Source organism: Mucilaginibacter celer (genome assembly GCF_003576455.2).
Taxonomy (GTDB): domain Bacteria; phylum Bacteroidota; class Bacteroidia; order Sphingobacteriales; family Sphingobacteriaceae; genus Mucilaginibacter; species Mucilaginibacter celer.
Window position 1 is genome coordinate 4,873,682 of sequence record NZ_CP032869.1, and the last position, 23,945, is coordinate 4,897,626.

At 44.1% G+C, this 23,945-nt stretch carries 19 protein-coding genes; 10 read left to right on the plus strand and 9 right to left on the minus strand.

Going from position 1 to position 23,945, the window contains the following annotated elements; translation table 11 throughout:
- Window positions 1–29 precede the first annotated feature (29 nt).
- The 4 genes from HYN43_RS19980 to HYN43_RS19995 all read left to right on the plus strand — a co-directional run bounded on the left by HYN43_RS19980 (window position 30) and on the right by HYN43_RS19995 (window position 5,716).
- Window positions 30–1,211: a formimidoylglutamase gene (locus tag HYN43_RS19980; RefSeq protein WP_119411011.1), complete on the plus strand. Its 1,182-nt coding sequence runs from the start codon at window positions 30–32 to the stop codon at window positions 1,209–1,211.
- Window positions 1,212–1,266: 55 nt separating this feature from the next.
- Window positions 1,267–2,454, plus strand: coding sequence for a TlpA disulfide reductase family protein (locus HYN43_RS19985; protein ID WP_205589794.1), 1,188 nt, complete (start codon window positions 1,267–1,269; stop codon window positions 2,452–2,454).
- 264 nt (window positions 2,455–2,718) lie between these two features.
- Entirely contained in the window at window positions 2,719–3,849 is a 1,131-nt protein-coding gene (locus HYN43_RS19990) for a TlpA disulfide reductase family protein (protein ID WP_119411012.1), read from the plus strand.
- A gap of 415 nt (window positions 3,850–4,264) precedes the next feature.
- Window positions 4,265–5,716 (plus strand): IS1182 family transposase, encoded by a 1,452-nt coding sequence (locus tag HYN43_RS19995; RefSeq protein ID WP_119408745.1) that lies wholly within the window; start codon window positions 4,265–4,267, stop codon window positions 5,714–5,716.
- 215 nt (window positions 5,717–5,931) lie between these two features.
- On the opposite strand, the gene odhB is transcribed toward HYN43_RS19995, so the two are convergent.
- On the minus strand, window positions 5,932–7,533 hold the full coding sequence (odhB, locus tag HYN43_RS20000; RefSeq protein WP_119411013.1) for a 2-oxoglutarate dehydrogenase complex dihydrolipoyllysine-residue succinyltransferase: 1,602 nt from the start codon (window positions 7,531–7,533) through the stop codon (window positions 5,932–5,934).
- Window positions 7,534–7,600: 67 nt separating this feature from the next.
- Complete coding sequence (locus HYN43_RS20005) at window positions 7,601–10,420, minus strand: 2-oxoglutarate dehydrogenase E1 component (protein WP_119411302.1); 2,820 nt, start codon at window positions 10,418–10,420, stop codon at window positions 7,601–7,603.
- 196 nt (window positions 10,421–10,616) lie between these two features.
- On the opposite strand from HYN43_RS20005, the gene HYN43_RS20010 reads away from it, so the two are divergent.
- Both HYN43_RS20010 and HYN43_RS20015 read left to right on the plus strand, forming a co-directional pair.
- Window positions 10,617–10,832 (plus strand): hypothetical protein, encoded by a 216-nt coding sequence (locus HYN43_RS20010; protein WP_119411014.1) that lies wholly within the window; start codon window positions 10,617–10,619, stop codon window positions 10,830–10,832.
- Window positions 10,832–11,290 carry a type II toxin-antitoxin system VapC family toxin gene (locus HYN43_RS20015; RefSeq protein WP_119411015.1) on the plus strand — a complete coding sequence of 153 codons (459 nt, stop codon included), beginning with the start codon at window positions 10,832–10,834 and terminating at the stop codon, window positions 11,288–11,290. The genes HYN43_RS20010 and HYN43_RS20015 overlap by 1 nt, the downstream gene beginning before the upstream one ends.
- Window positions 11,291–11,460: 170 nt before the next feature.
- Here HYN43_RS20015 and HYN43_RS20020 read toward each other — a convergent pair whose 3' ends face one another.
- From HYN43_RS20020 to msrA, 3 genes are all read right to left on the minus strand, one after another.
- A complete protein-coding gene (locus HYN43_RS20020; RefSeq protein ID WP_119411016.1) occupies window positions 11,461–12,753 on the minus strand; it encodes a DASH family cryptochrome in 1,293 nt (430 codons plus the stop codon).
- Between the two features lie 293 nt (window positions 12,754–13,046).
- On the minus strand, window positions 13,047–13,853 hold the full coding sequence (locus HYN43_RS20030) for a 5'-nucleotidase, lipoprotein e(P4) family (RefSeq protein WP_162996557.1): 807 nt from the start codon (window positions 13,851–13,853) through the stop codon (window positions 13,047–13,049).
- 151 nt (window positions 13,854–14,004) lie between these two features.
- Window positions 14,005–14,550, minus strand: a complete 546-nt coding sequence (msrA, locus tag HYN43_RS20035) for a peptide-methionine (S)-S-oxide reductase MsrA (protein ID WP_119411019.1) — start codon at window positions 14,548–14,550, stop codon at window positions 14,005–14,007.
- Window positions 14,551–14,665: 115 nt separating this feature from the next.
- Between msrA and HYN43_RS20040 the strand changes: the two genes are divergently transcribed.
- Entirely contained in the window at window positions 14,666–15,058 is a 393-nt protein-coding gene (locus HYN43_RS20040; RefSeq protein ID WP_162996558.1) for a DoxX family membrane protein, read from the plus strand.
- A gap of 69 nt (window positions 15,059–15,127) precedes the next feature.
- On the opposite strand, the gene HYN43_RS30465 is transcribed toward HYN43_RS20040, so the two are convergent.
- The 4 genes from HYN43_RS30465 to HYN43_RS20060 form a co-directional block, all read right to left on the minus strand.
- Window positions 15,128–15,325: a hypothetical protein gene (locus HYN43_RS30465; RefSeq protein ID WP_162996559.1), complete on the minus strand. Its 198-nt coding sequence runs from the start codon at window positions 15,323–15,325 to the stop codon at window positions 15,128–15,130.
- 66 nt (window positions 15,326–15,391) lie between these two features.
- Window positions 15,392–15,637, minus strand: coding sequence for a hypothetical protein (locus HYN43_RS20050; protein ID WP_162996560.1), 246 nt, complete (start codon window positions 15,635–15,637; stop codon window positions 15,392–15,394).
- 308 nt (window positions 15,638–15,945) lie between these two features.
- Window positions 15,946–18,285 (minus strand): M1 family metallopeptidase, encoded by a 2,340-nt coding sequence (locus HYN43_RS20055; RefSeq protein ID WP_119411023.1) that lies wholly within the window; start codon window positions 18,283–18,285, stop codon window positions 15,946–15,948.
- Window positions 18,282–18,872: a HupE/UreJ family protein gene (locus HYN43_RS20060; RefSeq protein WP_119411024.1), complete on the minus strand. Its 591-nt coding sequence runs from the start codon at window positions 18,870–18,872 to the stop codon at window positions 18,282–18,284. Before HYN43_RS20060 ends, HYN43_RS20055 begins: the two co-directional genes overlap by 4 nt.
- A gap of 67 nt (window positions 18,873–18,939) precedes the next feature.
- Here HYN43_RS20060 and HYN43_RS20065 point away from each other — a divergent pair, with 67 nt between their 5' ends.
- The 3 genes from HYN43_RS20065 (at window position 18,940) to HYN43_RS20075 (ending at window position 23,927) form a co-directional block, all read left to right on the plus strand.
- Window positions 18,940–19,419, plus strand: a complete 480-nt coding sequence (locus HYN43_RS20065) for a DUF6702 family protein (protein WP_245446953.1) — start codon at window positions 18,940–18,942, stop codon at window positions 19,417–19,419.
- Between the two features lie 287 nt (window positions 19,420–19,706).
- A complete protein-coding gene (galB, locus tag HYN43_RS20070; RefSeq protein WP_119411025.1) occupies window positions 19,707–22,130 on the plus strand; it encodes a beta-galactosidase GalB in 2,424 nt (807 codons plus the stop codon).
- Between the two features lie 144 nt (window positions 22,131–22,274).
- A complete protein-coding gene (locus HYN43_RS20075) occupies window positions 22,275–23,927 on the plus strand; it encodes an IS1182 family transposase (protein WP_119411026.1) in 1,653 nt (550 codons plus the stop codon).
- Window positions 23,928–23,945: the final 18 nt, after the last annotated feature.

Below are 23,945 nucleotides of genomic sequence, written 5' to 3' on the forward strand. Positions count from 1 at the left end.
CATATCTGCATATTTGCACATCAAAAATTATGTCGTTAGCTGATTTTTTTACGCCGATTGATCTTAAAAAGATAGCCCCTAAAAAAGGTTATTACACCAGCCAGCTTGGTAATAAAATTGTGCATTATTCGGTTGATTTTCCTGATCTGGAAGAGAAAACAGACATAGCCATCATCGGTGTTATGGACGACAGGAACGCCGTTGGTAACCCCGGATGTTCGCTGGGGCCTGATTACATCCGCGAAAAATTGTACCTCCTTAACGAGGGAGCCTATAATGTTAAAATTGCCGACCTCGGTAATATCCGCGCCGGCGAAAAAGTTACCGACACCTATTTCGCGGTAAAAACCGTGGTAAGCGAACTGATTAAAAAAGACATCATCCCGGTTATTTTAGGCGGAGGGCAGGATCTTACTTACGCCCAATACATGGGCTATGAAGATTTGGAACAAAAGGTTGACCTGGTAGTGATCGATTCACATTTCGATCTTGATGAGGATGATCACGGCGGCAGCATCGAAACTACATCAGCATCATACCTCAATAAAATTTTCCTGCACGAGCCTAATTATCTCTTTAACTTCAGTAACCTGGGCTACCAAACCTACTTTGCAAGCCAGGATAGTTTGAGGGTGATGGAAAAACTTTATTTTGATGTACACCGCCTTGGCGAACTAAGCGGTAATGTAGCGGTTACTGAACCTGCTATCCGCAACGCCAGCATGATCAGTTTTGATATTGGTGCTATCCGTGCGGCCGATGCCATGGGTAATGCCAATGCCACACCCAATGGCTTTTACGGCGAAGAGGCCTGCCAGCTTTGCCGTTATGCAGGCTTTAATGATAAACTTACCTCGATAGGTTTTTACGAGTTTAACCCGGCTTTTGATAGCAACGGGCAAACTGCCTGGCAGCTCTCGCAAATGATCTGGTATTTTATTGATGGTTTTTATAACCGCAAGCGCGATTTTCCGCTCAACCCAAAATCGCAATACTTAATTTATAAAACCAGCCTTACCCATGAAGACCAGGAAGTTATATTTGTAAAAAGCAAAAAATCCGACCGCTGGTGGATGCAGGTGCCCTACCCCTCGGCAGGCTCACCAAATGAGCGTTTTCACCTGGTGCCCTGCAGCTATGCCGACTATAAAACAGCTACATCCGGCGAATTACCAGATTTATGGTGGCGTACCTATCAAAAATTAAACTGATAATCAATACTTTTAACCTGCGCTTGTCGTTTAGCAAGCGTATAGTTTTATTTTAATGAAGAAATTGTTTTTTTATATAGCCGCCATGCTGCCCGTAACGGCAATGGCCCAGGCTACCGATACTTTTGTTGTGAATGGCAAATTGGGTAATGTTAGCGCTCCGGCCAGGGTTTACCTGTCGTACCAGCTGGGTGCCAATAATGTTACCGATTCGGCCAATGTGGTAAATGGTTCGTTCTCATTTACCGGTACCATATTTAACCCGGTTAACGCTACAATAGCCGTTAATTACAAAGGTTTGCCGCTCGAAAAATTTATCGATGCTAATTACAAGTATGCTGATAACGGCACCCTGATCTCTAAAACTGCCGATGACATTGATTTTTTCCTGGAAAAAGGCACCATAACTATCACCGGTAAAGATTCTATCGATAAGGCGCAAATCACCGGATCGCAGCTTAATATCGATAATGTAAAACTCCAGGCGCAGCTTAAGGTAATAAATACAAAAGGCGCACAATTAATGGCCGAAGCCCGGAACGCTACTCCCGAGCAGCAAAACTCGGCAACCTTCCGCAACTCGATACAGGCAAAATATAAACTGCTGCAGGCCGAGCAAAAAGGGGTATTGAAAAGCTTTATCATTGCTAACCCAGACAGCTATTTAAGTTTATTAGCGTTAACATCGGTAAGCGGCCCGGCTCCTGATCCGTCGGAGATCGATCCGCTGTATAATTCATTATCGCAAAATATAAAAGATACCGAGGCCGGTAAAATGATGAAGGTGCAGCTGGATGCACTGCGGGTTACGGCTATTGGTTCCGAAGCTCCTGATTTTATTCAGAATGATGTTAACGGCAACCCGGTTAAACTATCGTCATTCAGAGGCAAATATGTATTGATCGATTTCTGGGCCTCATGGTGCGGACCCTGCCGCCAGGAAAACCCTAACGTGGCACGAGCTTACGGCCGGTTTAAAGACAAAAACTTCACCATTATAGGTGTATCACTGGATAGGCCGGATGGTAAAGCTGCCTGGCTTGCCGCCATAAAAAACGATGGCCTGACCTGGACACAGGTATCCGACCTTAAATTCTGGAGTAACCAGGCGGCCGCCATGTATTCGGTAACATCTATCCCCCAAAACTTCCTGATCGATCCGCAGGGTAAGATCATTGCTAAAAACCTGCGCGGCGAAGATCTGGATGCCAAGCTGGAGCAGTTGTTTGGGAAATATAATTGATTGGTGAGTGGAGAGTAGGTTGATTAGGTGAGTGGTTTGCTTAACCCCCAATTTATAAAAGGCGTTATAGCGAAGCAATGGCGCCTTTTTTGTAGAGACGCATAATTGCGTCTCCCGCAGGACAAGCAGCTTTACAAAGTCGCCGCTATGCCTGCGTAAATTGCATGCGGGAAACGCAATTATGCGCCTGTACAAAAAAACTTTAGAGATTGTAATTTTTTACAAACAATTAAATTATTTGCATCCAAGCCATTATATTGCGGAATGAACTTGACCTCATTAAAAAAAATAACCCTAACCGCTTTGGCCGGGATACCCGCCATTGCCTATGCGCAAAACGCGCCATACACCATACAAGGTAAAATTGGTAACTACAACGCACCCGCCAAGGTGTATGTTGAATATCGTGATAAAGACAAAAAACTGGTAGTTGACTCGGCTGTATTGCACGAGGGCAATTTTAAATTTACAGGCCAGACAGGTACAAGCCCGGTAAATGCCTACATCCTGGTAAATACCAAAGGAAGCGGCTTACACGCCTCGGAAGATTACCGCTCGTTATATATTGAAGCAGGCACCATCAATGTAAACACCGATGATAAAGTTGCCGATGCCCAGATTGACGGCACAAAAACCAACAACGAAAGCGAAAAGCTCCGCATTGCCGAGAAACCTATTAACGAAGCTTACGATGCCCTTGCGGCCAAACGCAAAACAGCCACTCCCGATCAGTTAAGCGCGTTAAATGCCGAGGAAAAGAAAATTGACGATCAGGATGCCGAGATCAATAAAAAATTCATCCAGGAAAACCCTGATTCTTACATCAGCCTCAGCTCGCTCGAATCGTACGCCTACAGCGCTGATTATGTGGATATAGCTCCTTTGTTCAACAACCTTTCACCTGCAATCAAAGCATCGGAAGGCGGTAAAAAATTTGCCGAGCGCCTGCCTAAATTAAAGGCCGTAGCATTAGGCGCAACCGCTCCTGAATTTGCCGAGGCAGATACCGCAGGTAAAACTATCAACTTGTCATCATTCCGCGGCAAGTACGTTCTGATTGATTTTTGGGCTTCATGGTGCGGTCCGTGCCGCAGGGAAAACCCTAATGTAGTTAAAGCTTATAACACTTATAAAGGTAAAAACTTCACCATCATCGGCGTATCTTTAGACAGGCCGAATGCTAAAGACAAATGGATTGCTGCCATCCACAAAGATGGCCTGACCTGGAACCACGTATCCGACCTCAAATTCTGGGATAGCAAAGCAGCAGATCTTTACGCGGTAAAAGCCATCCCCCAAAACTTTTTGATTGACCCTAAAGGTAAGATCATCGGCAAAAATCTCCGTGGTGAAGATTTGCAGAATAAACTGGCAGAGATCTTTGGGAAGATTTAATCCAGATCCAGTCATTGAATCATTAGGTCATTTAGTCATTGACCTTGAAAAAGCCTTGGCATTTTGTTAAGGCTTTTTTGTTGAGCAGAAAGCCCCAAATCACCTAAGCACAAGGCTTGTAGAAGATTTTAAATTCCCTCCTCGGGGAGGGGTGTGCTGGATTGCGTAGTGGCAGGGAGGGGTTTCTGCGCCTTGCTATCGCGTTTGCTTGGTGTATAAACCCCTCCCTACACCATCCCAAGGGAGGGAATCGCACAATCCCGCGCTCTTTTTTCGTTTACTAATACGTCCAATAAAAAAGCCCGAAGTATCAAAAGAGGGCACTGAAAAAGTCTTTTTAGGATATATGGGGTAGAAAATTTAGTTTTTCTGCCCCTTTTTTTGTATCTTAAAGTGTCGAAAGAAAGACATTAAGATGCTTAGCCAACAACAGCAGATTCAGTTCAGTACATTTTCAGGGTTATATGATCTGATCGTTCCGAAAGACAATCTATTGCGGAAGATCAATGACCTGGTAGATTTTACGTTTATCTATGATGAATTGGTCTGCAAATATTGTATGACCAATGGCAGGGCAGCCGAAAGTCCTGTACGGATGTTCAAATACTTGTTATTAAAAACGATCTACACTGTTTCAGATGTCGATGTGGTGGAACGTTCGCAATATGATATGTCTTTCAAATATTTCCTGGAGATGTCCCCGGAAGAAGGCGTTATCGATCCCAGTTCATTGACCAAGTTTAGAAAGTTGAGGCTGAAGGATAATGATCTTTTGAACTTGCTGATTAATAAAACAGTGGGCATAGCCATTGAAAAAGGGATCATCCGCAGTAAGTCCATTATTGTTGATGCCACCCATTCTCTGTCAAGGTCAAATCCCTATTCAGCATTGGAAGTATTACGGGAGCGCTCGAAACTGCTCCGCAAAGCGGTATATGCTATCGATGAAGATATGAAGGCAGGCATGCCGGAAAAGAACACTACGGACGAGTTGGAAAAAGAACTGGCCTATTGCAATGCATTGGAAAAGTATATTGAAGCCGACGGGCCGTTATGCCAGATACCTGCTGTAAAAGAAAAGCTCAACCTGTTAAAGGAGACGGTAGCAGATACGCAGGAGCACTATACATTATCCAAAGACAAGGATGCTAAAACAGGCCACAAATCGGCTGATAGTTCCTTCTTTGGTTACAAGACCCATTTGGCGATGACCGAAGAACGCATTATTACCGCTGCGGTGGTCACTTCGGGAGAAAAAGGCGATGGCCCGGAACTTCCCAAACTTTTGGAGATCAGTCAGCAAAATGGCATTGAAGTAGAAAGGATCATCGGCGATTCAGCTTATTCAGGAAAAGATAATCTTAAGATAGCAACAGAACAGGACATCAGGATCGTTGCCAAACTTACACCGGCAATTTCACAAGGAACCCGAAAAGAAGAAGACAAGTTTGATTATAACAAAGATGCGGGTATGTTCGTATGCCCGGCTGGACATCTGGCTTTCCGAAAAGCCCGGCATGGAAAGAAGAACAGAGGGAAAAACCAGGCAAACACTTATTACTTTGATGTTGAAAAATGTAAAGTATGTCCATTAAGGGATGGTTGCTACAAGTTAGGGGCAAAGACCAAAACCTATTCTGTCACTATCAAATCGGATAGGCACCTGCAGCAAATGGCTTTTCAGGAAACCACCGAATATAAAGAAAGTATCAAACACAGATATAAGATAGAAGCCAAGAACAGCGAACTAAAAAACGTTCATGGCTATGATCGGGCAATAGCCTATGGTATCGAAAATATGCAGATGCAGGGCGCTCTGGCCATCTTTACTGTAAATCTGAAAAGGATCATCAAACTGATGAACTAAAATTTCCCCAAAATGCCTCCTACTGATCAGCAGATCGATAATACAGCTATATCGGCCACAAGAAATCAACTCCGCAAATAATGATGCATAAGAAAAGCGACCAAGTAAAAGTTGCCTTTTTCTTGATCGCTTTTAATAACCCAACTTTATTGAGCTACTTTTTCAGTGCCCTCTATCAAAACTTCGGGCTCTTAAATATCTAAGCTATGCAGAGATTAAACTCCCAACAACAACCTTGCAGGATCTTCCAATAACTGTTTAACCCTTACCAGGAAGCTTACCGACTCGCGACCATCAATGATCCTGTGATCATAAGATAAAGCCAGGTACATCATCGGGCGAATCACTACCTGTCCGTTTACTGCTACCGGGCGCTCAATGATATTGTGCATACCAAGGATTGCTGATTGCGGTGCGTTGATGATAGGTGTTGACAGCATCGAACCAAATACACCACCATTAGTGATGGTAAATGTACCACCTGTCATTTCAGGAATGGTCAATTTATTTTCGCGGGCTTTGCCTGCTAATACTACAATTGCTTTTTCAATTTCGGCAAGGCTCATGCTATCTGCATTGCGGATAACCGGAACCACCAAACCTTTAGGGGCCGATACAGCTATAGAGATATCAGCAAAATTGCTGTAAACAATCTCTTCACCTTCAATACGGGCACCAACGGCTGGCCAATCTTTCAAAGCTTCGGTAACGGCTTTGGTAAAGAACGACATGAAGCCTAAGCCAACGTTGTGTTTCTCTTTAAATTTATCTTTGTACTTAGCGCGCAACTCCATGATGGGCTGCATATCAACCTCGTTAAAGGTGGTAAGCATAGCCGTTTCATTTTTAACCGATACCAAACGTTTGGCAACAGTTTTACGCAACGAAGTCATTTTTTCGCGTTTCTCGCTTCTCTCTCCGGTTGAAGTAGTGGCAGTTGCAGGAGCAGTGGTTGGAGTTGCAGCGGCAGGGGCAGTAGCAGGTTTAACCGGAGCAGCTTGCGCGTTTAGGGCATCGCCTTTAGTAATGCGGCCATCAACACCGGTACCAGCAACCGAACCGGCAGCAACACCTTTCTCGGCCAATATTTTAGCAGCAGCGGGTGAAGGAGTGCCAGAAGCATAAGTTTTTGCACTTTCGGCAGCGGCACCACCTTGTGGTGATTCATCTGTAGCGCTAACTACGGCCGGGGTTACAGGGGTAGCGGCAGGAGTAGCAGCACCTGCACCTTCAATGGTGCATACTACTGCGCCAATAGGCAATACATCACCTTCTTTGGCTAAAGTTTTTAAAATACCCGCTTTTTCGGCAGTAAGTTCAAAAGTTGCTTTGTCTGATTCCAGCTCGGCAATAGCTTCGTCCATCGCAACTGCTTCGCCATCCTTTTTAATCCAGCGCGATAAAGTTACCTCAGTAATTGATTCACCAACGGTTGGTACCTTAATCTCGATTGAATCTGAGCCTGAAGCAGCAGGAGCAGCGGCTACGGGGGCCGGAGCAGGTGCATTAGCAACAACCTCTGGCTGAGGCTGTGCAGCCGGAGCAGCTTCTTTTGCCGGAGCAGGGACAGCAGCCTCAGCGCCACCATCTTCAATGTTGGCAACAACAGCGCCAATGGCTAAAACATCGCCTTCGGCAGCAACAATTTTTAAAGTACCTGCTTTTTCGGCAGTAAGCTCAAAAGTAGCCTTGTCTGATTCCAGTTCGGCAATCACCTCGTCCATTTCAACGCGGTCGCCATCTTTCTTTTTCCAGCTTGCAAGGGTTACTTCTGTAATTGATTCGCCTACGGTAGGCACCTTAATCGCTAAACTCATATTATCGTTTTGTAGATTTTATTTTTTATAAATGGATGTTTTATTTGCGGGGATCTTGATTTCAGGATCAATCAGCACCGGCATCAGCCATTTTTTTTGTTGTTTTTTTAACCGATTCCTTAACTACTTTGCCCGCAGGCGCCTCAAATGCTTTCGATACAATATACAATTGCTGCGCGGCATGCTGTTTGGCAAAGCCGGTGGCGGTACTGCTGCCTTCAATCCTCGAGATCACGCTCAGGTTAATCAGTTTATCGTTATGGAATTTGCGGCAAATGTATGGCCATGCGCCCATATTTTCGGGCTCTTCCTGTACCCAGATAAATTCGGTAGCTTTTTCGTACTTAGCCTTAACTTTCAATATCTGTGTAACCGGGGTTGGGTATAATTGTTCAATACGTACAATGGCTACATCCTTACGTTTATCAGCCTGCTGTTTATCAAGCAGGTCATAATAAACCTTACCTGTGCAAAGCAGTACACGTTTTACTTTTTTAGGATCGGCGTAAGTATCATCAATCAGTTCGTGGAATTTGCCACCGGTAAAATCTTCAAGCGGCGATACGCATTTAGGGCTGCGCAACAAGCTTTTCGGTGTAAAGATGATTAACGGCTTACGGAAATCGCGGTGCATCTGCCTCCTTAAAATATGGAAGAAGTTTGCAGGCGTAGTACAGTTAGCCACCTGGATATTATCATCGGCACAAAGCTCCAGGAAACGCTCCACACGGGCCGATGAGTGCTCTGGGCCCTGGCCTTCGTAACCGTGAGGCAATAACATAACCAGGCCGTTACCACGCTGCCATTTTGTTTCGGCGCTGGCAATGTACTGGTCAACTATGATCTGGGCACCGTTAAAGAAATCGCCAAATTGAGCTTCCCATATAGTCAAAGCATTAGGATTTGCAAGGGCATAACCGTATTCAAAACCTAAAACGCCATATTCGGATAGCAGTGAATTATAAATACTCAGCTTAGCTTCAGGATTGATATCAGCCAATGGAGTAAACTCTTCTTCCGAATCAACCAAGGTCAACACCGCGTGACGGTGCGAGAAAGTACCGCGTTTAACATCTTCGCCGCTTAACCTTACCGGATAGCCTTCTTTTAGTAAAGTACCGTAAGCCAGCAACTCGCCCATGGCCCAGTCAAACACTTTAGTATTGTTTACCATGGCGCTGCGGTCTTCAAACAGTTTCTCAATTTTTTTAAAAAACTGTTTATCTTTCGGCAACACAGTTAGTTTATTACCTATTTCCAACAAAGTTTCTTCAGGTACCGAGGTATCAATAGGTTTCACCAATTCTTTGTGGCTGGCTAAGTGCAAACCGCTCCAGGCACCTTCAAACATGGCGATGGTATCGGTAAACCTTTCTTCCGATTTTACTTCGTCCAGTTTTTGCTGCAATTCATCGCGGAAGGCTTTTTCCATGCCTTTTAAAAACTCGGCATTAATGCTGCCTTCGTCAATCAGTTTCTGGTTGTAAATTTTTAACGGGTTAGGATGCGCTTCGATGGCTTTGTACAACAACGGCTGGGTAAATTTAGGCTCATCCGCCTCGTTATGTCCGTATCTACGGTAGCAAAGAATATCGATAAACACATCCTCATTAAATACCTGCCTGTATTCCATAGCCAGGTTAACCACATAGGCCAAAGCCTCAACGTCGTCGCCATTTACGTGGAATACCGGCGAAAGCACAGTTTTAGCCACATCGGTACAGTAAGTACTTGAACGGGCATCTTTATAGTTGGTGGTAAAACCTATCTGGTTGTTAATAACCAGGTGAATGGTGCCGCCTGTGCGGTAGCCATCCAGTTTTTCCATCTGCAAAACTTCGTACACAATACCCTGACCGGCAATTGAAGCATCACCATGAATCAGGATCGGGGCGATTTTTGAATGGTCGCCGCCATATTTAAAGTCGATTTTTGAGCGGGTGATACCTTCTACAACCGGGTCAACAGCCTCAAGGTGCGATGGGTTGGGGCAAAGGCTCAGGTGAACTTTTTTGCCGCTTTTGGTTTGCACATCGGTTGAGAAACCCAAGTGATATTTCACGTCGCCACCAAATGGTGATTCCGAATCGTAATTTTTACCTTCAAACTCAGAGAATACCTCTTTATAGGTTTTCTCCATAATATTAGTCAATACGTTCAATCTGCCACGGTGAGCCATACCGATGATAAACTCTTCGATACCCAGATCAGCACCATTTTTAATAACCGAATCCATCGATGGGATCAAGGCCTCGGCACCTTCTAACGAGAAACGTTTCTGTCCCAAAAATTTGGTACCCAAAAAGTTTTCGAAAGTTACGGCCTCGTTCAGCTTGCTGAGCATTTCTTTTTTCTCATCAACCGTGAACGATGGTGTATTGCGGCGGCTTTCCATCCGCTCTTCAAACCATTTAACTTTTATAGGGTTACGGATGTATTTATACTCGGTACCAATGGCACGGCAATAGGTATCTTCCAGCAACTGGCGAATATCGCGCAGTTTGGCAGCACCCAAACCAACCTCAACGCCCGCGTTAAAAACGGTATCCAGATCGGCATCGGTCAAACCGAAAGTTTCCAGATCTTTACCCGGGAAATAATGACGGCGCTCACGCACCGGGTTTGTTTTTGAAAACAAATGCCCGCGCGACCGGTAGCCGTCAATCATATTTAAAACGCTAATTTCTTTCAGGAAATGATCGGGAGTAGCTTCACCAACAACGCCTGGCTGTATCGCGGCCGATGCTTCGGTATCCTTACCAAAATCAAAGCCTTCAAAAAATTTTTGCCATCCGTAATCTACTGATTCCGGCTCCTGTTTGTACTGTTCATATAGGGAAGATATGTAGGCAGCGTTACCGCTATTGATATAATTGAAACGATCCATGTTAAACTGATCTTTAAAACGGTACAAAAGTAAACATATACCGTTATATACTTCATAATTAATTGCAAAGAAATTTAACCACTATTGGGTTGATTTTACCCATAAGCAACAATGGGGGTGTTTTTTTGATGAAGAAACGGTGATTGGTGGAAAATCGTTTACAAGTATGGTTTAGATTTTTGTTAAATTTGTTTGTATGAATTCGGATTTAAACATCAATAGCATTTTACATCAGTTTGAACGCCTTGATAAACAGGCGCAGCAAAATCTTTTTGAAAAGCTTGCATTGATGATCCACAAACCGGAGCAAAAGAAAAGCAAAGTAAAATTGTCATCTATATCAGGTTTAGGCTCATCTCTGTGGAGTAAAATAGATATAGATGATTATGTCGATCAAGAGCGCCAGTGGTAATGGCAACATTAGCAGAAAAACCAAACTTGATAACAAAGTTTTATCGCAAGCGAATTTTTCTTGACACAGCTCCTTTAATTTACTTTATTGAGGGGCATTCAACTTATCAAGATAAATTACTCGAATGCTTCTCCGCAAACGATAATGGTGAATTTATTTTTATCACCTCGTCAATCACTCTTTTAGAAGTATTAGTCAAACCTATGAAGGAGAAGAAGTCCAAATTGGTTTCACAATACAAAAACATCCTTTTAAACGCAGACGGAATCCAGATTTTCGAAATATCAAACGAAATAGCTGAAAAAGCAGCTCAATTAAGATCGCAATATAGCCTTAGAACGCCAGATGCTTTACAAATAGCTATAGCACTGATACATGGAGCAGATTATTTCTTCACCAACGATCACAGATTAAGCACCATAACTGAGATTGACATAGTTACATTACTTGATCTCTAATAAAATTAAAATAAATAGTCAGAAAAAATCAGCGAAATCAACGTAATCATTTCCATCAACGGTTCAGCATATGGGCGTTGCCTGCGGCCCGTGCTATCCGCTCATACGCCTGCAGGCCTTAGCCACAAGGCCGGTATCCGCTCCTATCACTAACGCAAAAAGGGTAATTATTAAGCCTCTACCAAATCCCCTGCCTCATCGATGGATGATGGTTGCCAGGTATTCACAAAGTCTGTTTTAGCCTCCAACTCTTTAGGGAGTTTGGTAGCAATAGTGTACTTGCTTTCTTTAGCATCATTAACCCCGGCAATAAAAGCCCAGTTGCCCCAGTTGCTTGCTGGTGAATAGTCGATCAGCTTTTCTTCAAAATAAGCAGCACCTTTTGTCCAATCGCCTTTGAGAGTATTTACTAAATAGTCGGCTACTACCTGGCGGTTTTGATTGCTGATGTAGCCGGTGGCATTGAGTTCGTGCATAGCGGCATCGATGAGCGGCACGCCTGTTTCGCCGAGTTTCCATTTATCAAATAGTACATCCTGGTCAGCGGCCAATTCCGCTGCCTGGTTCCTGGCACTGATAAACTTTTGCCCATGCTTTTTAAACATAAACCTGAAGTAATCCCTCCAAAGCAATTCAAGCTTTAACAAATTACCGTTGTTGCCGTATTTCTGAATTTCCCAGTAAACCTGCCTCGGCGAAATGCAGCCTATCGAAATCCACGGCGAAAGTTTGGTTGAACAATCGCTGGCATTACGCCCCTTCTGTTTTGTAAAACCATCAACGATCGACAGGCTTTTATGCAGTTGAACCAAAGCCGCCGTTTCACCGCCCTGAAAGTAATCTGTAGCACGAGGGTCGTCGATAGGATCAGTTAAGCCGAGTTGTTGCAAAGTAGGCAGTTCGCCGGCATCGGCAATTTCGGGCACACTGATGTGGTCGGGCGTAGGCACTACCGGGCGTACGCTGCTATCGCGCTCCACTTTCTTTTTAAATACTGCGAAACTATCGGGAATATCCTTAATCGGAAAAGGAAGATCTTCCTTATGATACATGGTATGCCCGATGAAATGCTTGAGGTTAAGCCTCATTTTCCAGAGGGCGGCTTCAACCTGTTCGGAAATGTTGGTTTCCTCGTAAGCTACTTCGCGGTGATGGTACACCTCGCTTACATGGTATTCTTCGGCAAGCTGTGGAATCACTTCGGCAGGGGTACCTATCCTGATAATAAGTTCGGCACCAAAGCCCTGTAAGTTTTTACGCAGATCGGCAACAGCCTCCAATAAAAACCTCGCCCTGAAATTCCCTGTTTTGTGAGCACCTGTTTCGGTAAGTTGAAAATAATAAGGATCAAAACAATAAACCGGCAGTACTTTATCAGCCTTGCGTACGGCTTCTAACAAAATTTCGTTATCATGAATACGCAAGTCATTCCTAAACCAAACCAGAATAGTTTTATCACTCATAGTTAAACAGGGGGTTAACTGAATAATGCAGTATGCAAAAATGCAATTTATTTGCGTTTAATGCACATTTTGCCACAACATTATGACACCGGCCCAACATTTTGTAATTGACTTCAGCTTATATAAAGGCTTTTTGCAGGCTAAAAAAATCGGCGGCATAGTGTCAGGTTATACGCAAAAACTGATAAAAAGTTATGAAGATAACCTTAGCAGACAATGCGCTACAACGGTTAAATATCGGGTGGCCTCTAAATCCCGCCAAAAAGAGAGACTTTTAAAACTCCCTATTTTAACTATTGATCTGCCTTGATCTTCGCTTTTATTACAGAATCCTTTTGAGCCTGCGTTAGCTTGTAATTAAACTGAAAAAGCGCTCCCTCAAAATCGCCATACGATGGGTTAGGCAGTACGATATAACGATCGCCAAATTCCTTCATCAGTTTTTGAGTTGTAGCAACACGACTTTCCTCGGATGGGTGATTATCATACAACAAATCAAAATCGGGTAGGTTATCGCCACAAAGCAACAATATATTATGTGTTTTCAAAACATTCATGCGGCGGGCTTCCTTGCTTGATAATGTAGTTTTCAACTGCAAATGCGCATCATCAGCATTAGGTAAACCGTACAACTGTAGATTTTTCAAAGTTGTTGCACGCTCATTTTCGTTACGGTTAGTAACATAGAAAATGGTGACGCCTTTTGATGCGGCGTATTTAAAAAAGGCCGGGGCGCCGGGCACGGTATCGGCGATGGCCTTATCAGTCCATTGCTTCCAGGTGGTGTCGCTGTAATCAAGATTTTGCAGGGCGCGGTGGGCGTCGTAGGGGCTGTTATCTAAAACGGTTTCGTCAATATCCGTAACTACTGCCCAGGGCTTATCGCCTGTTTTTTTAATCCCTTCATCAACCCTGAGCTTAGCAATGTTATAGGCCTGAAAACACAATGCCTTGTATTCGGCGGCACGCTGTTGCCACAGTGAAGCCCAAACTTTACCGTCATTAGAGATGCTGGTATTTGAACCTGCAGTTTTTTTTACGGGCGAACAGGCTGCGAATAATAACAGGCCTGATAACAGATAGCTATAACTTTTTTTCATAGTGGTTGATGGAGAAAAGGCAGATAACAATTTTGTCATGCTGAGGAACGAAGCATCTTCTTCGCCCTGTATAGCCACCCGGCTTATCGAAGAAGGTCCTTCGCTGTCGCTCAGAATGACAAATAATTTGGCTATTAACAGATGAAGTTTTTTATAACAACTCTGGTTTTATTTTATCCTTAAACTCCCTGGCAAATTTATTGAGTTTCGGCTGGATAACAAATGCGCAATAGGGCTTGTTATAGTTATCGTTAAAATAGTTCTGGTGATAATTCTCAGCAGGATAAAATGTGCTGGCCGGGGTTATCTCGGTTACTATCGGGCTGTCAAAAACATGCTCGTCGGTTAGTGTTTTGATCATCGCTTCGGCAGCTTGTTTTTGCTCATCGTTATAATAAAATATAGCCGAACGGTATTGTGTGCCCACATCATTACCCTGGCGGTTAAGCGTAGTTGGATCGTGGGTTTTAAAGAAAACCAACAGCAGCTCATCCAACGATAATTTATCGGCATCGTATTCCAGGTGAATTACCTCGGCATGACCGGTGGCACCTGTACAAACCTGTTCATATGTTGGGTTTAAAACCTTACCGCCCATATAACCCGACGTTACTGATGTTACACCATTAAGGGCCTGGAAAACGGCTTCGGTGCACCAAAAGCAACCGTTGCCAAATGTTATTTTCTGAATGTTCATATATCCTGTTTTATCAAAAGTAATGCCCGATGAACTGCTTGTGCACCAGGGCGATTTGATTATGTCATTTAAATTACTAAACTTAGTGTTTAACCTTATATTAAACCCATTAATTATGAAAATTGCAGTATTAATTGCCCGCGTTTTGCTGGGGCTGGTGTTTGTGGTGTTTGGTTTAAATTTCTTTTTCCAGTTTTTGCACATGGCCCAACCACCCATGAGCGATAAAGCACAGGCTTTTAGCGGCGGACTGTGGGGTTCGGGCTACTTTTTTCAGTATATGAAGGTAATTGAAATAGTTGCCGGTCTGTTTTTAATCATTAACCGTTACACGGCGTTATTTACGCTGATTTTACTGCCTATTTCGCTTAATATATTCCTGTTCCATGCCATTTTGGCACCGGCCGGTTTGCCAATTGGTTTGGCGGTGATTGTGTTACAGATGTTTTTGTTGTTTGCCTACCGGAAGAACTACGCAAGCTTGTTTGAGCCAACACCGGCAGTATAAATTTTTGCTTAATGAGCAGTAGGATATAAATACAGAAAGGCCGGTGTTGATCCCGGCCTTTCCTATAAATTACTTGCTACATGTTTTATTACAATCGCCTGCGGCTTTGCAGGTTTTGCTGCAATTATCCAAACAGGTTGGCTTGGTGCATGATTTTGCACATTTGGTGCAATGGTTCATTTTGCTATTGCAGCAAGGTGTATTGGCAAATGAGATATTAACCAAAGTAAACAGCATCACAGTAGTGATGAAAAGAAATTTTTTCATGATTTTTTAAATTGAATGTTTAAATAAAAAGATACGCTATTGAGGATAGGCAGATGTTCTTTTCATTTAAACTTTCGGAGGATTCCAGCAGGTGTTGGCGTAGCCGGATAAGTTGCCTATTAAATACGGCAGGGCTATTTTGTTATCAACAGTAATAGCCTGCGCCTCTACCTTAACTGGTTCGGTTTTTAAAAAGCAGCAATTATTGCATGATAGCATGGTTGCACACATACCTCCATCACAGCCTTTTGATGTACCATGATGCTTTTGCGGCATGTTGGCCATTTTATGGCAGCAATTTTTCATGTTCATAGTTTGCTCGGCTTTTCCAGGTATGGTGGAAATGAGCAGCATGCATATGAGTATGAAAAAGGAAATTGCTTTCATTGCCAGTAAGAACGGAACGTTTATGAGAATAGTATAGGCAATAAGAAAAATAAGAAATAGGTATGCATATAGTTTGTAAGCCCTGCGTCATTGCGAGGAACGAAGCAATCGCGAACTATACAAGGCGGACCTGCCTCCGTGCGATTGCTTCGTTCCTCGCAATGACGTTGGGGGATAAAAAGTAAACAGCCTCCCGATCTTCATTCGGGAGGCTGTTTACTTTTTATAAAATCTTACTGTCCACCTTTCCTTGCTTCCTGCATCGGATTAGCGCCTGAAGTCGCGCCTCTTGGCAGGGTTTGTTGCTTAAACAATTCAAACCTTGATGGGGCATATTCTCTTGGCCAGCTGTTGTTGCTTTCGTCAATATCGGCGGTTTCGCGGTATGGGTCGAGTTTGATGCTCTTTACCTCCTTGCTTTTCGCGAAAACCTTGGTTATTTTATTTTCGTTTTTACGCCAGATGTAGGCCGAGATTTTCTCTTGTTCTTTGGTGCCATCGGCGTAAGTCCACTCAATAAGCAGCGGGGTTACCAGGCCGCCTTTGTTAGTGAAGCTTACTTCGTAAAAATAGTTTTTGCTATCATACAGTTTCTTTTCGGCAGGGCTCAGGGCGTTGTACATGGCCTGGTAGCTTTGGGTAGTTGCCGGAGTGGCGGCAAAACGGTCCCATTTGCTGTAAAAATCCTGCAGGGCGGTATCGGCCTCAACCGCGAAACGGGTACCGGCTTCTTTGTTACGGGTGGTGCTGATGTTTTCGAGGTTGCGATCAAACTGCGCACGGTCGGCATCGGCTTCCAACGCCGGGTTTTTGGTGTTGAGACGGTAGTATTTCACGCTATCGATAGATACATCAACCGGATCAGTTCCGTAAAACCATCCTCTCCAAAACCAATCCAAATCAACAGCCGATGCATCTTCCATGGTGCGGAAAAAGTCGGCAGGGGTTGGGTGTTTAAAGGCCCAGCGGTGCGCGTAGGTTTTAAATGCGTAATCGAACAGCTCGCGACCCATTACAGTTTCGCGCAATACGTTAAGCGCTGTAGCCGGTTTGGCGTAAGCGTTGGGGCCAAACATTACAATGTTTTCAGAGTTGGTCATGATAGGCTCCAGCATATCCTTCGGCATCTTCATGTAATCAACTATTTTATACGCCGGACCGCGCTGCGATGGATAACGGCTATCCCACTCCTGCTCGGCCATGTATTGGCAAAAGGTGTTCAGGCCTTCGTCCATCCAGGTCCACTGGCGCTCGTCGGAGTTTACGATCATCGGGAAAAAGTTGTGACCAACCTCGTGGATAATTACACCGATCATGCCATTTTTGGTAGCCTCGCTGTAAGTGCCATCCTTTTCGGCACGACCATAGTTAAAGCAGATCATCGGGTATTCCATACCGTTTGATGCCTCAACCGAAATAGCTACCGGGTAAGGATAAGGGAATGTATGCTTTGAATAAGTTTTAAGCGTATGCGCGACAACCTTGGTAGAATACTTGCGGTAAAGCGGATAGGCCTCCGGACCGTAGTACGACATCGCCATCACTTTTTTACCACCATCAATCTGTGTGCTCATGGCATCCCAAACAATACGGCGAGATGATACCCATGCAAAATCGCGCACGTTTTCGGCATGGAAAGTCCAGGTTTTGCGGGCAGTGCTGTGTTTTTTCATTGCATCCTTAACCTCATCCAGCGTTACAACCTCGGTAGGTTGCGAGGCCGATTGCGCGGCCGTCCAGCGTTTAAACTGTGCCGGGGTAAGGGTTTGGGCGTAGTTTGAGCATTGGCCGGTACCACCAACTACGTGATCGGCAGGTACGTTCATGCTTACTTTATAATCGCCAAAAGTTAAGGCAAACTCACCACGACCAATAAACTGCTTGTTTTGCCATCCCTGAAAATCGCTGTAAACAGCCATCCTTGGATACCATTGCGTCATGGTGTACAGGTAGTTATCATCCTCCGGGAAATACTCGTAACCGCCACGGCCACCAATGGTTAAACGATCGGAGATGTTATACCACCAGTTTATTTTAAATTTAAACTTAGCGCCGGGTGCCAGCGTTGTTGGCAACTCAATGCGCATCATGGTTTGGTTAATAGTATAGGTAAGGTTATTACCCGCGCCATCTTTTACGCTTACAATATGGTTACCCAAATCCAGATTATGGCCCATAATAGCCTGAATTTGGCGGATGCTCATTTTGCTTTGCATTTTGCTTTCGTCAAACCTGGCGCTCTCGGCATCTTTTTTATGCTCGTTCTCATCCAGCTGAAGCCACAGGTAAGTAAGCGGATCAGGCGAGTTGTTGGTGTAAGTAATGGTTTCAACACCATCTAAACGCTGCTTGTTATCATCAAGCGTGGCGCTGATATCGTAATCGGCCTTTTGCTGCCAGTACTTCGGCCCTGGAGCGCCTGATGCCGTACGATACTCGTTAGGGGTTGACACCATAGTGCCTAACTGCTCAAACTTATTACCGTGGTTTGAGCCAGGGTTGTTATTGTACTGCGCCCAGGCCGATGAGGCCATGATGCAGCAAGAAAGCAAAGCGGGGTAAGATTTATTCATCTGAATTTTATTAATACAAACCTTTCAATACACATTATAAAAGCAATTCCAAATATAGCCGAGGAAAGGAACATTGTCCAATCGCGGTGGGCCATCCGGGTAAACCGGATGAGTAAATACGATATAAGTAACGCAGATATTACAATTAACACCTGCCCAAACTCCAGCCCAATGTTAAAAGCAAACAGTTGCGCGGCTATATTGGTGCTGGTACCCAGTAAGCTTTTCAGGTAGTTTGAAAAGCCCATGCCATGGATCAGCCCAAAAAATAAAGCAAGGCTATAGTTAAGCCGCATGGTGGTGTTGGTACGTTTTTTATTGAGGATGTTCGCCAAACTGGTAAAGACAATAGTAACCGGGATCAGGAATTCGATGAGTGACGTATTGATATGCACAATATTTAAAACGCTTAATGCCAGCGTTATAGAGTGCCCCACGGTAAAGGCCGTGACCAGAATGAGCACCTTACGCCAGTCGGCAAGTAAATACGTGCCGCACAGAACGGTAACAAACAAAATATGGTCGTACCCCTCCCAATTGCAAATGTGCTGCCAGCCCAGCTGGAAGTACAATGAAAAGTCAGTCATCAGTTAAATTAGCGATTGCCAATAAAAATAGCGTTTTTTGTAGATAATACAATCATCCAACGCAATTATGTTGCAATTACTTCTCATTAGCTGGCTCAGCATCTTTCACCCTTTTTATGTAAGCGTTACCGAAATTAACCACAACGCCAAAAACCAAAGCCTTGAAGTAAGCTGCCGCATTTTTTATGATGACCTGGAGCACACCATCGAAAAGCAATACCACACCCAAATTGACATTGTTCACCCAAAAGATAAAGCCAAAGTTGGCCAGCTGATTAACGATTATATCAAAAAGCACCTCACTATTAAGGCCGATGGTAAGCCGGTGGTTCTAAACTTTATAGGCTACGAGGTGCAGGAAGATGCCGCCTGGAGTTACTTTGAGGTGAAGGGCATTACCGGTAAACCTAAAAAGTTTGAGGTGCATGACGATCTGTTGTATACCGAGCACCCGGAGCAGATTAATATGATGCATATTGCCGTGGGTGGCGAGCGGAAGAGTACTAAGCTGGATAATCCGGATAGTGACGCGGTGGTGTTATTTTGAGAGATAGAATAAATAAAGAGCGGGGAATTGTGCGATTCCCTCCCACCGGGAGGGTGTAGGGAGGGGTTTCTTCGCCATACAATCTTCTTGCGCTCGTTTACAACGAGCGCTTAACGTGGCGCTGCGATTGTATCGCGCGCCCGTGCGTTAGAAACGCAAACCCATTTTAAGCACTCGATGCAATCGAGCGCAAGACTTTGGAGTTACATCCGTGCATTAATTCCTTTCCAAAAACAAAATCCCAACAATATTTCCTAATTTAGTGTACAAAACACAATTAATACATTATGTCCATATTCCCAAACATCCGCGGTAAGGCTTTACTGCTGATGGCACTTATGGCAGGCAGCCAGGCCTTTGCCCAGCAACCGCGCCAAAAACTCGATTTTGATAAAGGCTGGCACTTCAACCTCGGTGCGGTTGAAGGCGGCGAAAAGCCATCGCTTAATGACAGCAAATGGCGCACGCTCAACCTCCCGCACGATTGGAGCATTGAAGGCAAATTTGCCAAAGATAACCCTGCTACTCCCGAAGGAGGCGCTTTACCCGGCGGCATTGGCTGGTATCGCAAAACATTCACCGTTCCGGCGGCGTCAAAGGGCAAATTGGTTTATATCGATTTTGATGGTGTTTATCAAAAAAGTGATGTTTGGGTGAACGGACACCATTTAGGTTTCAGGCCTAATGGATATATCTCGTTCAGATACGAGCTTACGCCCTACTTAAACTTCGGCGGTAAAAATACCATCGCGGTTAAGGTTGATAACTCGGTGCAGCCAAATTCGCGCTGGTATTCGGGTTCGGGTATCTATCGGCATGTTTGGTTGGAAACTACCAATAAAACCGCTATAAATGAGTGGGGTACCTATGTAACTACTACTGATGTAAGCGAAGCATCGGCCTACATAAATATCAATACTTCTGTAAAAGTTGCTGATGGCGATCTGTCCGGCATCTCTGTAACAACAACTATTTACAATGCCGATGGTAAAAGCGTAGCCGCTGGCGGCAGCATACACGCCCAAACAGGTTCAAAAACTGGAGATATTGAGTTCTCAAATCATGGAAAACTCAATCACCCTATTTTATGGAGTGTAGATAACCCTTACCTGTACAAAGCGGTTACGCGGGTAATTAAAAACAAAGTAGTACTTGATGAGTACACAACCCCGTTCGGTATTCGTTATTTCGATTTTGATGCCGATAAAGGTTTCAGCCTTAATGGCAAAGCCATGAAAATTTTAGGTGTTTGCGATCACCATGATCTGGGTAGCCTCGGCGCCGTAGTTAACACCCGCGCTCTGGAACGCCAGCTGCAAATGCTTAAAGAAATGGGCTGTAACGGTATCCGTACTTCGCATAACCCACCGGCTCCTGAACTGCTTGACCTTTGCGATAAAATGGGCTTCATTGTAATGGACGAAGCTTTTGATTGCTGGGAATGGAAAAAAGCCACTTACGATTATCACCTGTTTTTTAAAGAATGGCATAAACGCGACCTGGAAGATCAAATTAAACGCGACCGTAACCACCCAAGCGTAATGATCTGGAGTATCGGTAACGAAATCCCTCAACAGGGCGATACCTCGGCCTACCGCATAGCACCAGAGCTGGCAGGCATAGTTCACAGCCTTGACAAAACCCGCCCTATCACCACGGCTAATGATCGCCCGGATACCACCAACAAAATTGTAAAATCGGGAGCTATCGATTTGATAGGTTACAACTATCACGAATATGATTACGCTAAATTTCATGATCGTTACCCCGGCAAAAAATTCATCGCTACAGAAACAACTTCGGGGTTGGAAACACGCGGTTATTACGAGATGCCATCAGATAGCATCCGTGTTTGGCCTACCAGCTGGGATAAACCGTTTGTGCGTGAGGGCAACAATGTATCGGCCTACGACAATACCCGACCACCATGGGGCTCGACCCACGAGATGACCTGGAAAATCATGAAGAAATATGATTTCCTGTCGGGTATGTACATCTGGACAGGCTTTGATTACCTTGGCGAACCTACCCCTTACTCATGGCCGTCGCGCAGTTCATACTTTGGTATTATTGATCTGGCGGGCTTCCCTAAAGATGTTTACTACATGTACCAAAGCGAGTGGACCAAAAAGGATGTGCTCCACATTTTCCCGCACTGGAACTGGCAACCGGGCAAAATGATTGATATCTGGGCGTACTATAATAATGCCGATGAGGTTGAACTTTACCTTAATGGCAAATCGGTAGGCATCAAAAAGAAAACAGGCGACGACCTGCATGTAATGTGGCGCTTAAAATTTGAGCCGGGAACGTTAAAAGCAGTCTCACGCAAAAACGGCAAAGTGGTCTTAACCCGCGAGATACACACAGCCGGTGCGCCTGCGAAAATTCAACTTATTGCAGATAGATCATCAATTAAAGCTGATGGTAAAGACCTCTCGTTTGTAACCGTAAAGATCATGGATAAAGACGGTAACGTAGTACCTGATGCCGATAACAAGGTAAACTTTAAAATTACCGGCGAAGGTTTTATTGCCGGTGTTGATAACGGCGACCCGGTAAATCATGATTCGTTTAAAGTGAATTACCGTAAAGCATTCCACGGTTTGGCGCTGGCCATTGTGCAGGCAAAAGAAAAAGCCGGGAACATTACACTTACAGCTTCGGCCGACGGGTTGAATGGCGCCTCGTTGGTTATTAAAAGCAAATAAAATTTTACAGCGCGAGGTTGCATTCTCCAACATCGCTTCATTTATAACCCCTCTCTGCGTAAACGTGGTTGTTGCACAACTAAGGGGTGATAATATAGTTCTTTGAAATATTGATTAAAACGCTGTTTTTAAGTAAATTGAGGCATGCAAGGCAAGAAAATCCAACAGGAAAGTTTGTTCATACAATTTCAGCTTTCCGATCATGTTCCGGTTGATAATTTTTACCGTCGGTTAAAAAAAACACTTGATTTGGATTTTCTATACCAGTCTACCTTAAAATATTACGGTAAGGAAGGCCAGAAAAGTATCGATCCTGTAGTGTTTATGAAACTGATGCTTGTCGGTTACCTGGAAAACATCAACAGCGACCGCCGGATTATCAGTTCGTCCGGCATGCGGATGGATATTCTGTATTTTCTCGGTTATGATCTTGGTCAGGAATTACCATGGCACTCTACCTTAAGCCGTACCCGCAAGCTTTTTGGAGAAGAAACCTTCCTTGAATTATTTAAGCAGGTATTAAAACTTTGCATTAATAAAGGCATGATCAGCGGAAAACGACAGGCTGTGGATAGCGCCTTGATACCTGCAAATGCGGCTAAACACAGTATGGTAGAACGGATAGTGATGGAAGATGCTTCTGTTTTTAGCCGGGAATTGAATGATAACATCGAGCATGAAGCAGCAGAGCCGAATGAGTCGAAAGATCCTAAAGACAATAATGATAAGGGGAGCAAGGAAAAAAAGGTGGCCCCCACAAATCAAACCCACTACAGCCCATCAGATCCCGATGCCCGTTTAACCACCAAGCCAGGTAAGCCGATGAGATTGTATTACAGGGCACAAATGGCAGTAGATACCGCCTGTCATGTAATCACCTATATACAAGCCTTCAAAGGGAATGAAGCTGATAACAGTTCTTTACCTGTAATTCTTCCCCGGCTCACAGGTAATATGGCTGAAAATAACATCCATGTCGAAGAAATCCTGGCAGATACCGGTTACAGCAGTGGTAAAGCTATAAGGGCATTAACCGCTAATGGCCTCAAAGGATATATTCCAGCCCCCGGAACTTATAAATCTTCCAGGGAAGACGAAGGGTTTATTTATGATGATAACTACGACCGGTATGTTTGCATAATGGGCGTTCATCTGCCTTTTAAGCGAATCGAGAAGGCTTACGAAGAACCAACTGTATTCAAGAAAATCTATGAGTCGAGTATCAGCGATTGCAAAAACTGTCCATGCAGAGATATCTGTGCTAATAAAAAAGGCTTTAAAAAGCTGGTCGATTCTGCCGATAAACCGCTTTATGAATACATGCAACGGCGGGTAGAAAGCCTCAAAGGCAAACTGATGATGGCACTTCGGTCCAGTACGGTCGAACCGGTATTCGGTTCTTTGATTAATTACACAGCCCTGGACCGGATTAATACCAAAGGACTTAAACAGGCTAATAAGTGTATGCTTATGTCCGCAGCTGCCTATAATATCAAAAAACTGCTCAAATATAAAACCCGGCCATTAACACCTGCTCCTACATCTGCTATCGGAGGCCTTAAAGATGCTTTTAACTGGTTATACGCGCAAGTTATATGGCCAAAAAGAAATATGATGGAATCTTATCATTATCGTTTTAATCAATACTTCAAAGAACGAAATTTCAATATCAATACTGTGCTCTCCTTTTCAATCGTTGCGCAACAATCACGTAAACGCAAAGAGGGGTTTTCTTTTTATTACCAATTTTCGGCGCAGGCGCAAAGAGGGGGTATAAGCAAAGCGCAGTTGACATGAATATCTTTTGAGACAAGC

Excerpts from the sequence above, each read along its gene's own strand:
- HYN43_RS19980 (WP_119411011.1), top strand. The coding sequence starts at position 30 with ATGTCGTTAGCTGATTTTTTTACGCCGATTGATCTTAAAAAGATAGCC.
- HYN43_RS19985 (WP_205589794.1), top strand. The coding sequence starts at position 1,267 with ATGAAGAAATTGTTTTTTTATATAGCCGCCATGCTGCCCGTAACGGCA.
- HYN43_RS19990 (WP_119411012.1), top strand. The coding sequence starts at position 2,719 with ATGAACTTGACCTCATTAAAAAAAATAACCCTAACCGCTTTGGCCGGG.
- HYN43_RS19995 (WP_119408745.1), top strand. The coding sequence starts at position 4,265 with ATGCTTAGCCAACAACAGCAGATTCAGTTCAGTACATTTTCAGGGTTA.
- odhB (WP_119411013.1), bottom strand. The coding sequence starts at position 7,533 with ATGAGTTTAGCGATTAAGGTGCCTACCGTAGGCGAATCAATTACAGAA.
- HYN43_RS20005 (WP_119411302.1), bottom strand. The coding sequence starts at position 10,420 with ATGGATCGTTTCAATTATATCAATAGCGGTAACGCTGCCTACATATCT.
- HYN43_RS20010 (WP_119411014.1), top strand. The coding sequence starts at position 10,617 with ATGAATTCGGATTTAAACATCAATAGCATTTTACATCAGTTTGAACGC.
- HYN43_RS20015 (WP_119411015.1), top strand. The coding sequence starts at position 10,832 with ATGGCAACATTAGCAGAAAAACCAAACTTGATAACAAAGTTTTATCGC.
- HYN43_RS20020 (WP_119411016.1), bottom strand. The coding sequence starts at position 12,753 with ATGAGTGATAAAACTATTCTGGTTTGGTTTAGGAATGACTTGCGTATT.
- HYN43_RS20030 (WP_162996557.1), bottom strand. The coding sequence starts at position 13,853 with ATGAAAAAAAGTTATAGCTATCTGTTATCAGGCCTGTTATTATTCGCA.
- msrA (WP_119411019.1), bottom strand. The coding sequence starts at position 14,550 with ATGAACATTCAGAAAATAACATTTGGCAACGGTTGCTTTTGGTGCACC.
- HYN43_RS20040 (WP_162996558.1), top strand. The coding sequence starts at position 14,666 with ATGAAAATTGCAGTATTAATTGCCCGCGTTTTGCTGGGGCTGGTGTTT.
- HYN43_RS30465 (WP_162996559.1), bottom strand. The coding sequence starts at position 15,325 with ATGAAAAAATTTCTTTTCATCACTACTGTGATGCTGTTTACTTTGGTT.
- HYN43_RS20050 (WP_162996560.1), bottom strand. The coding sequence starts at position 15,637 with ATGAACATGAAAAATTGCTGCCATAAAATGGCCAACATGCCGCAAAAG.
- HYN43_RS20055 (WP_119411023.1), bottom strand. The coding sequence starts at position 18,285 with ATGAATAAATCTTACCCCGCTTTGCTTTCTTGCTGCATCATGGCCTCA.
- HYN43_RS20060 (WP_119411024.1), bottom strand. The coding sequence starts at position 18,872 with ATGACTGACTTTTCATTGTACTTCCAGCTGGGCTGGCAGCACATTTGC.
- HYN43_RS20065 (WP_245446953.1), top strand. The coding sequence starts at position 18,940 with ATGTTGCAATTACTTCTCATTAGCTGGCTCAGCATCTTTCACCCTTTT.
- galB (WP_119411025.1), top strand. The coding sequence starts at position 19,707 with ATGTCCATATTCCCAAACATCCGCGGTAAGGCTTTACTGCTGATGGCA.
- HYN43_RS20075 (WP_119411026.1), top strand. The coding sequence starts at position 22,275 with ATGCAAGGCAAGAAAATCCAACAGGAAAGTTTGTTCATACAATTTCAG.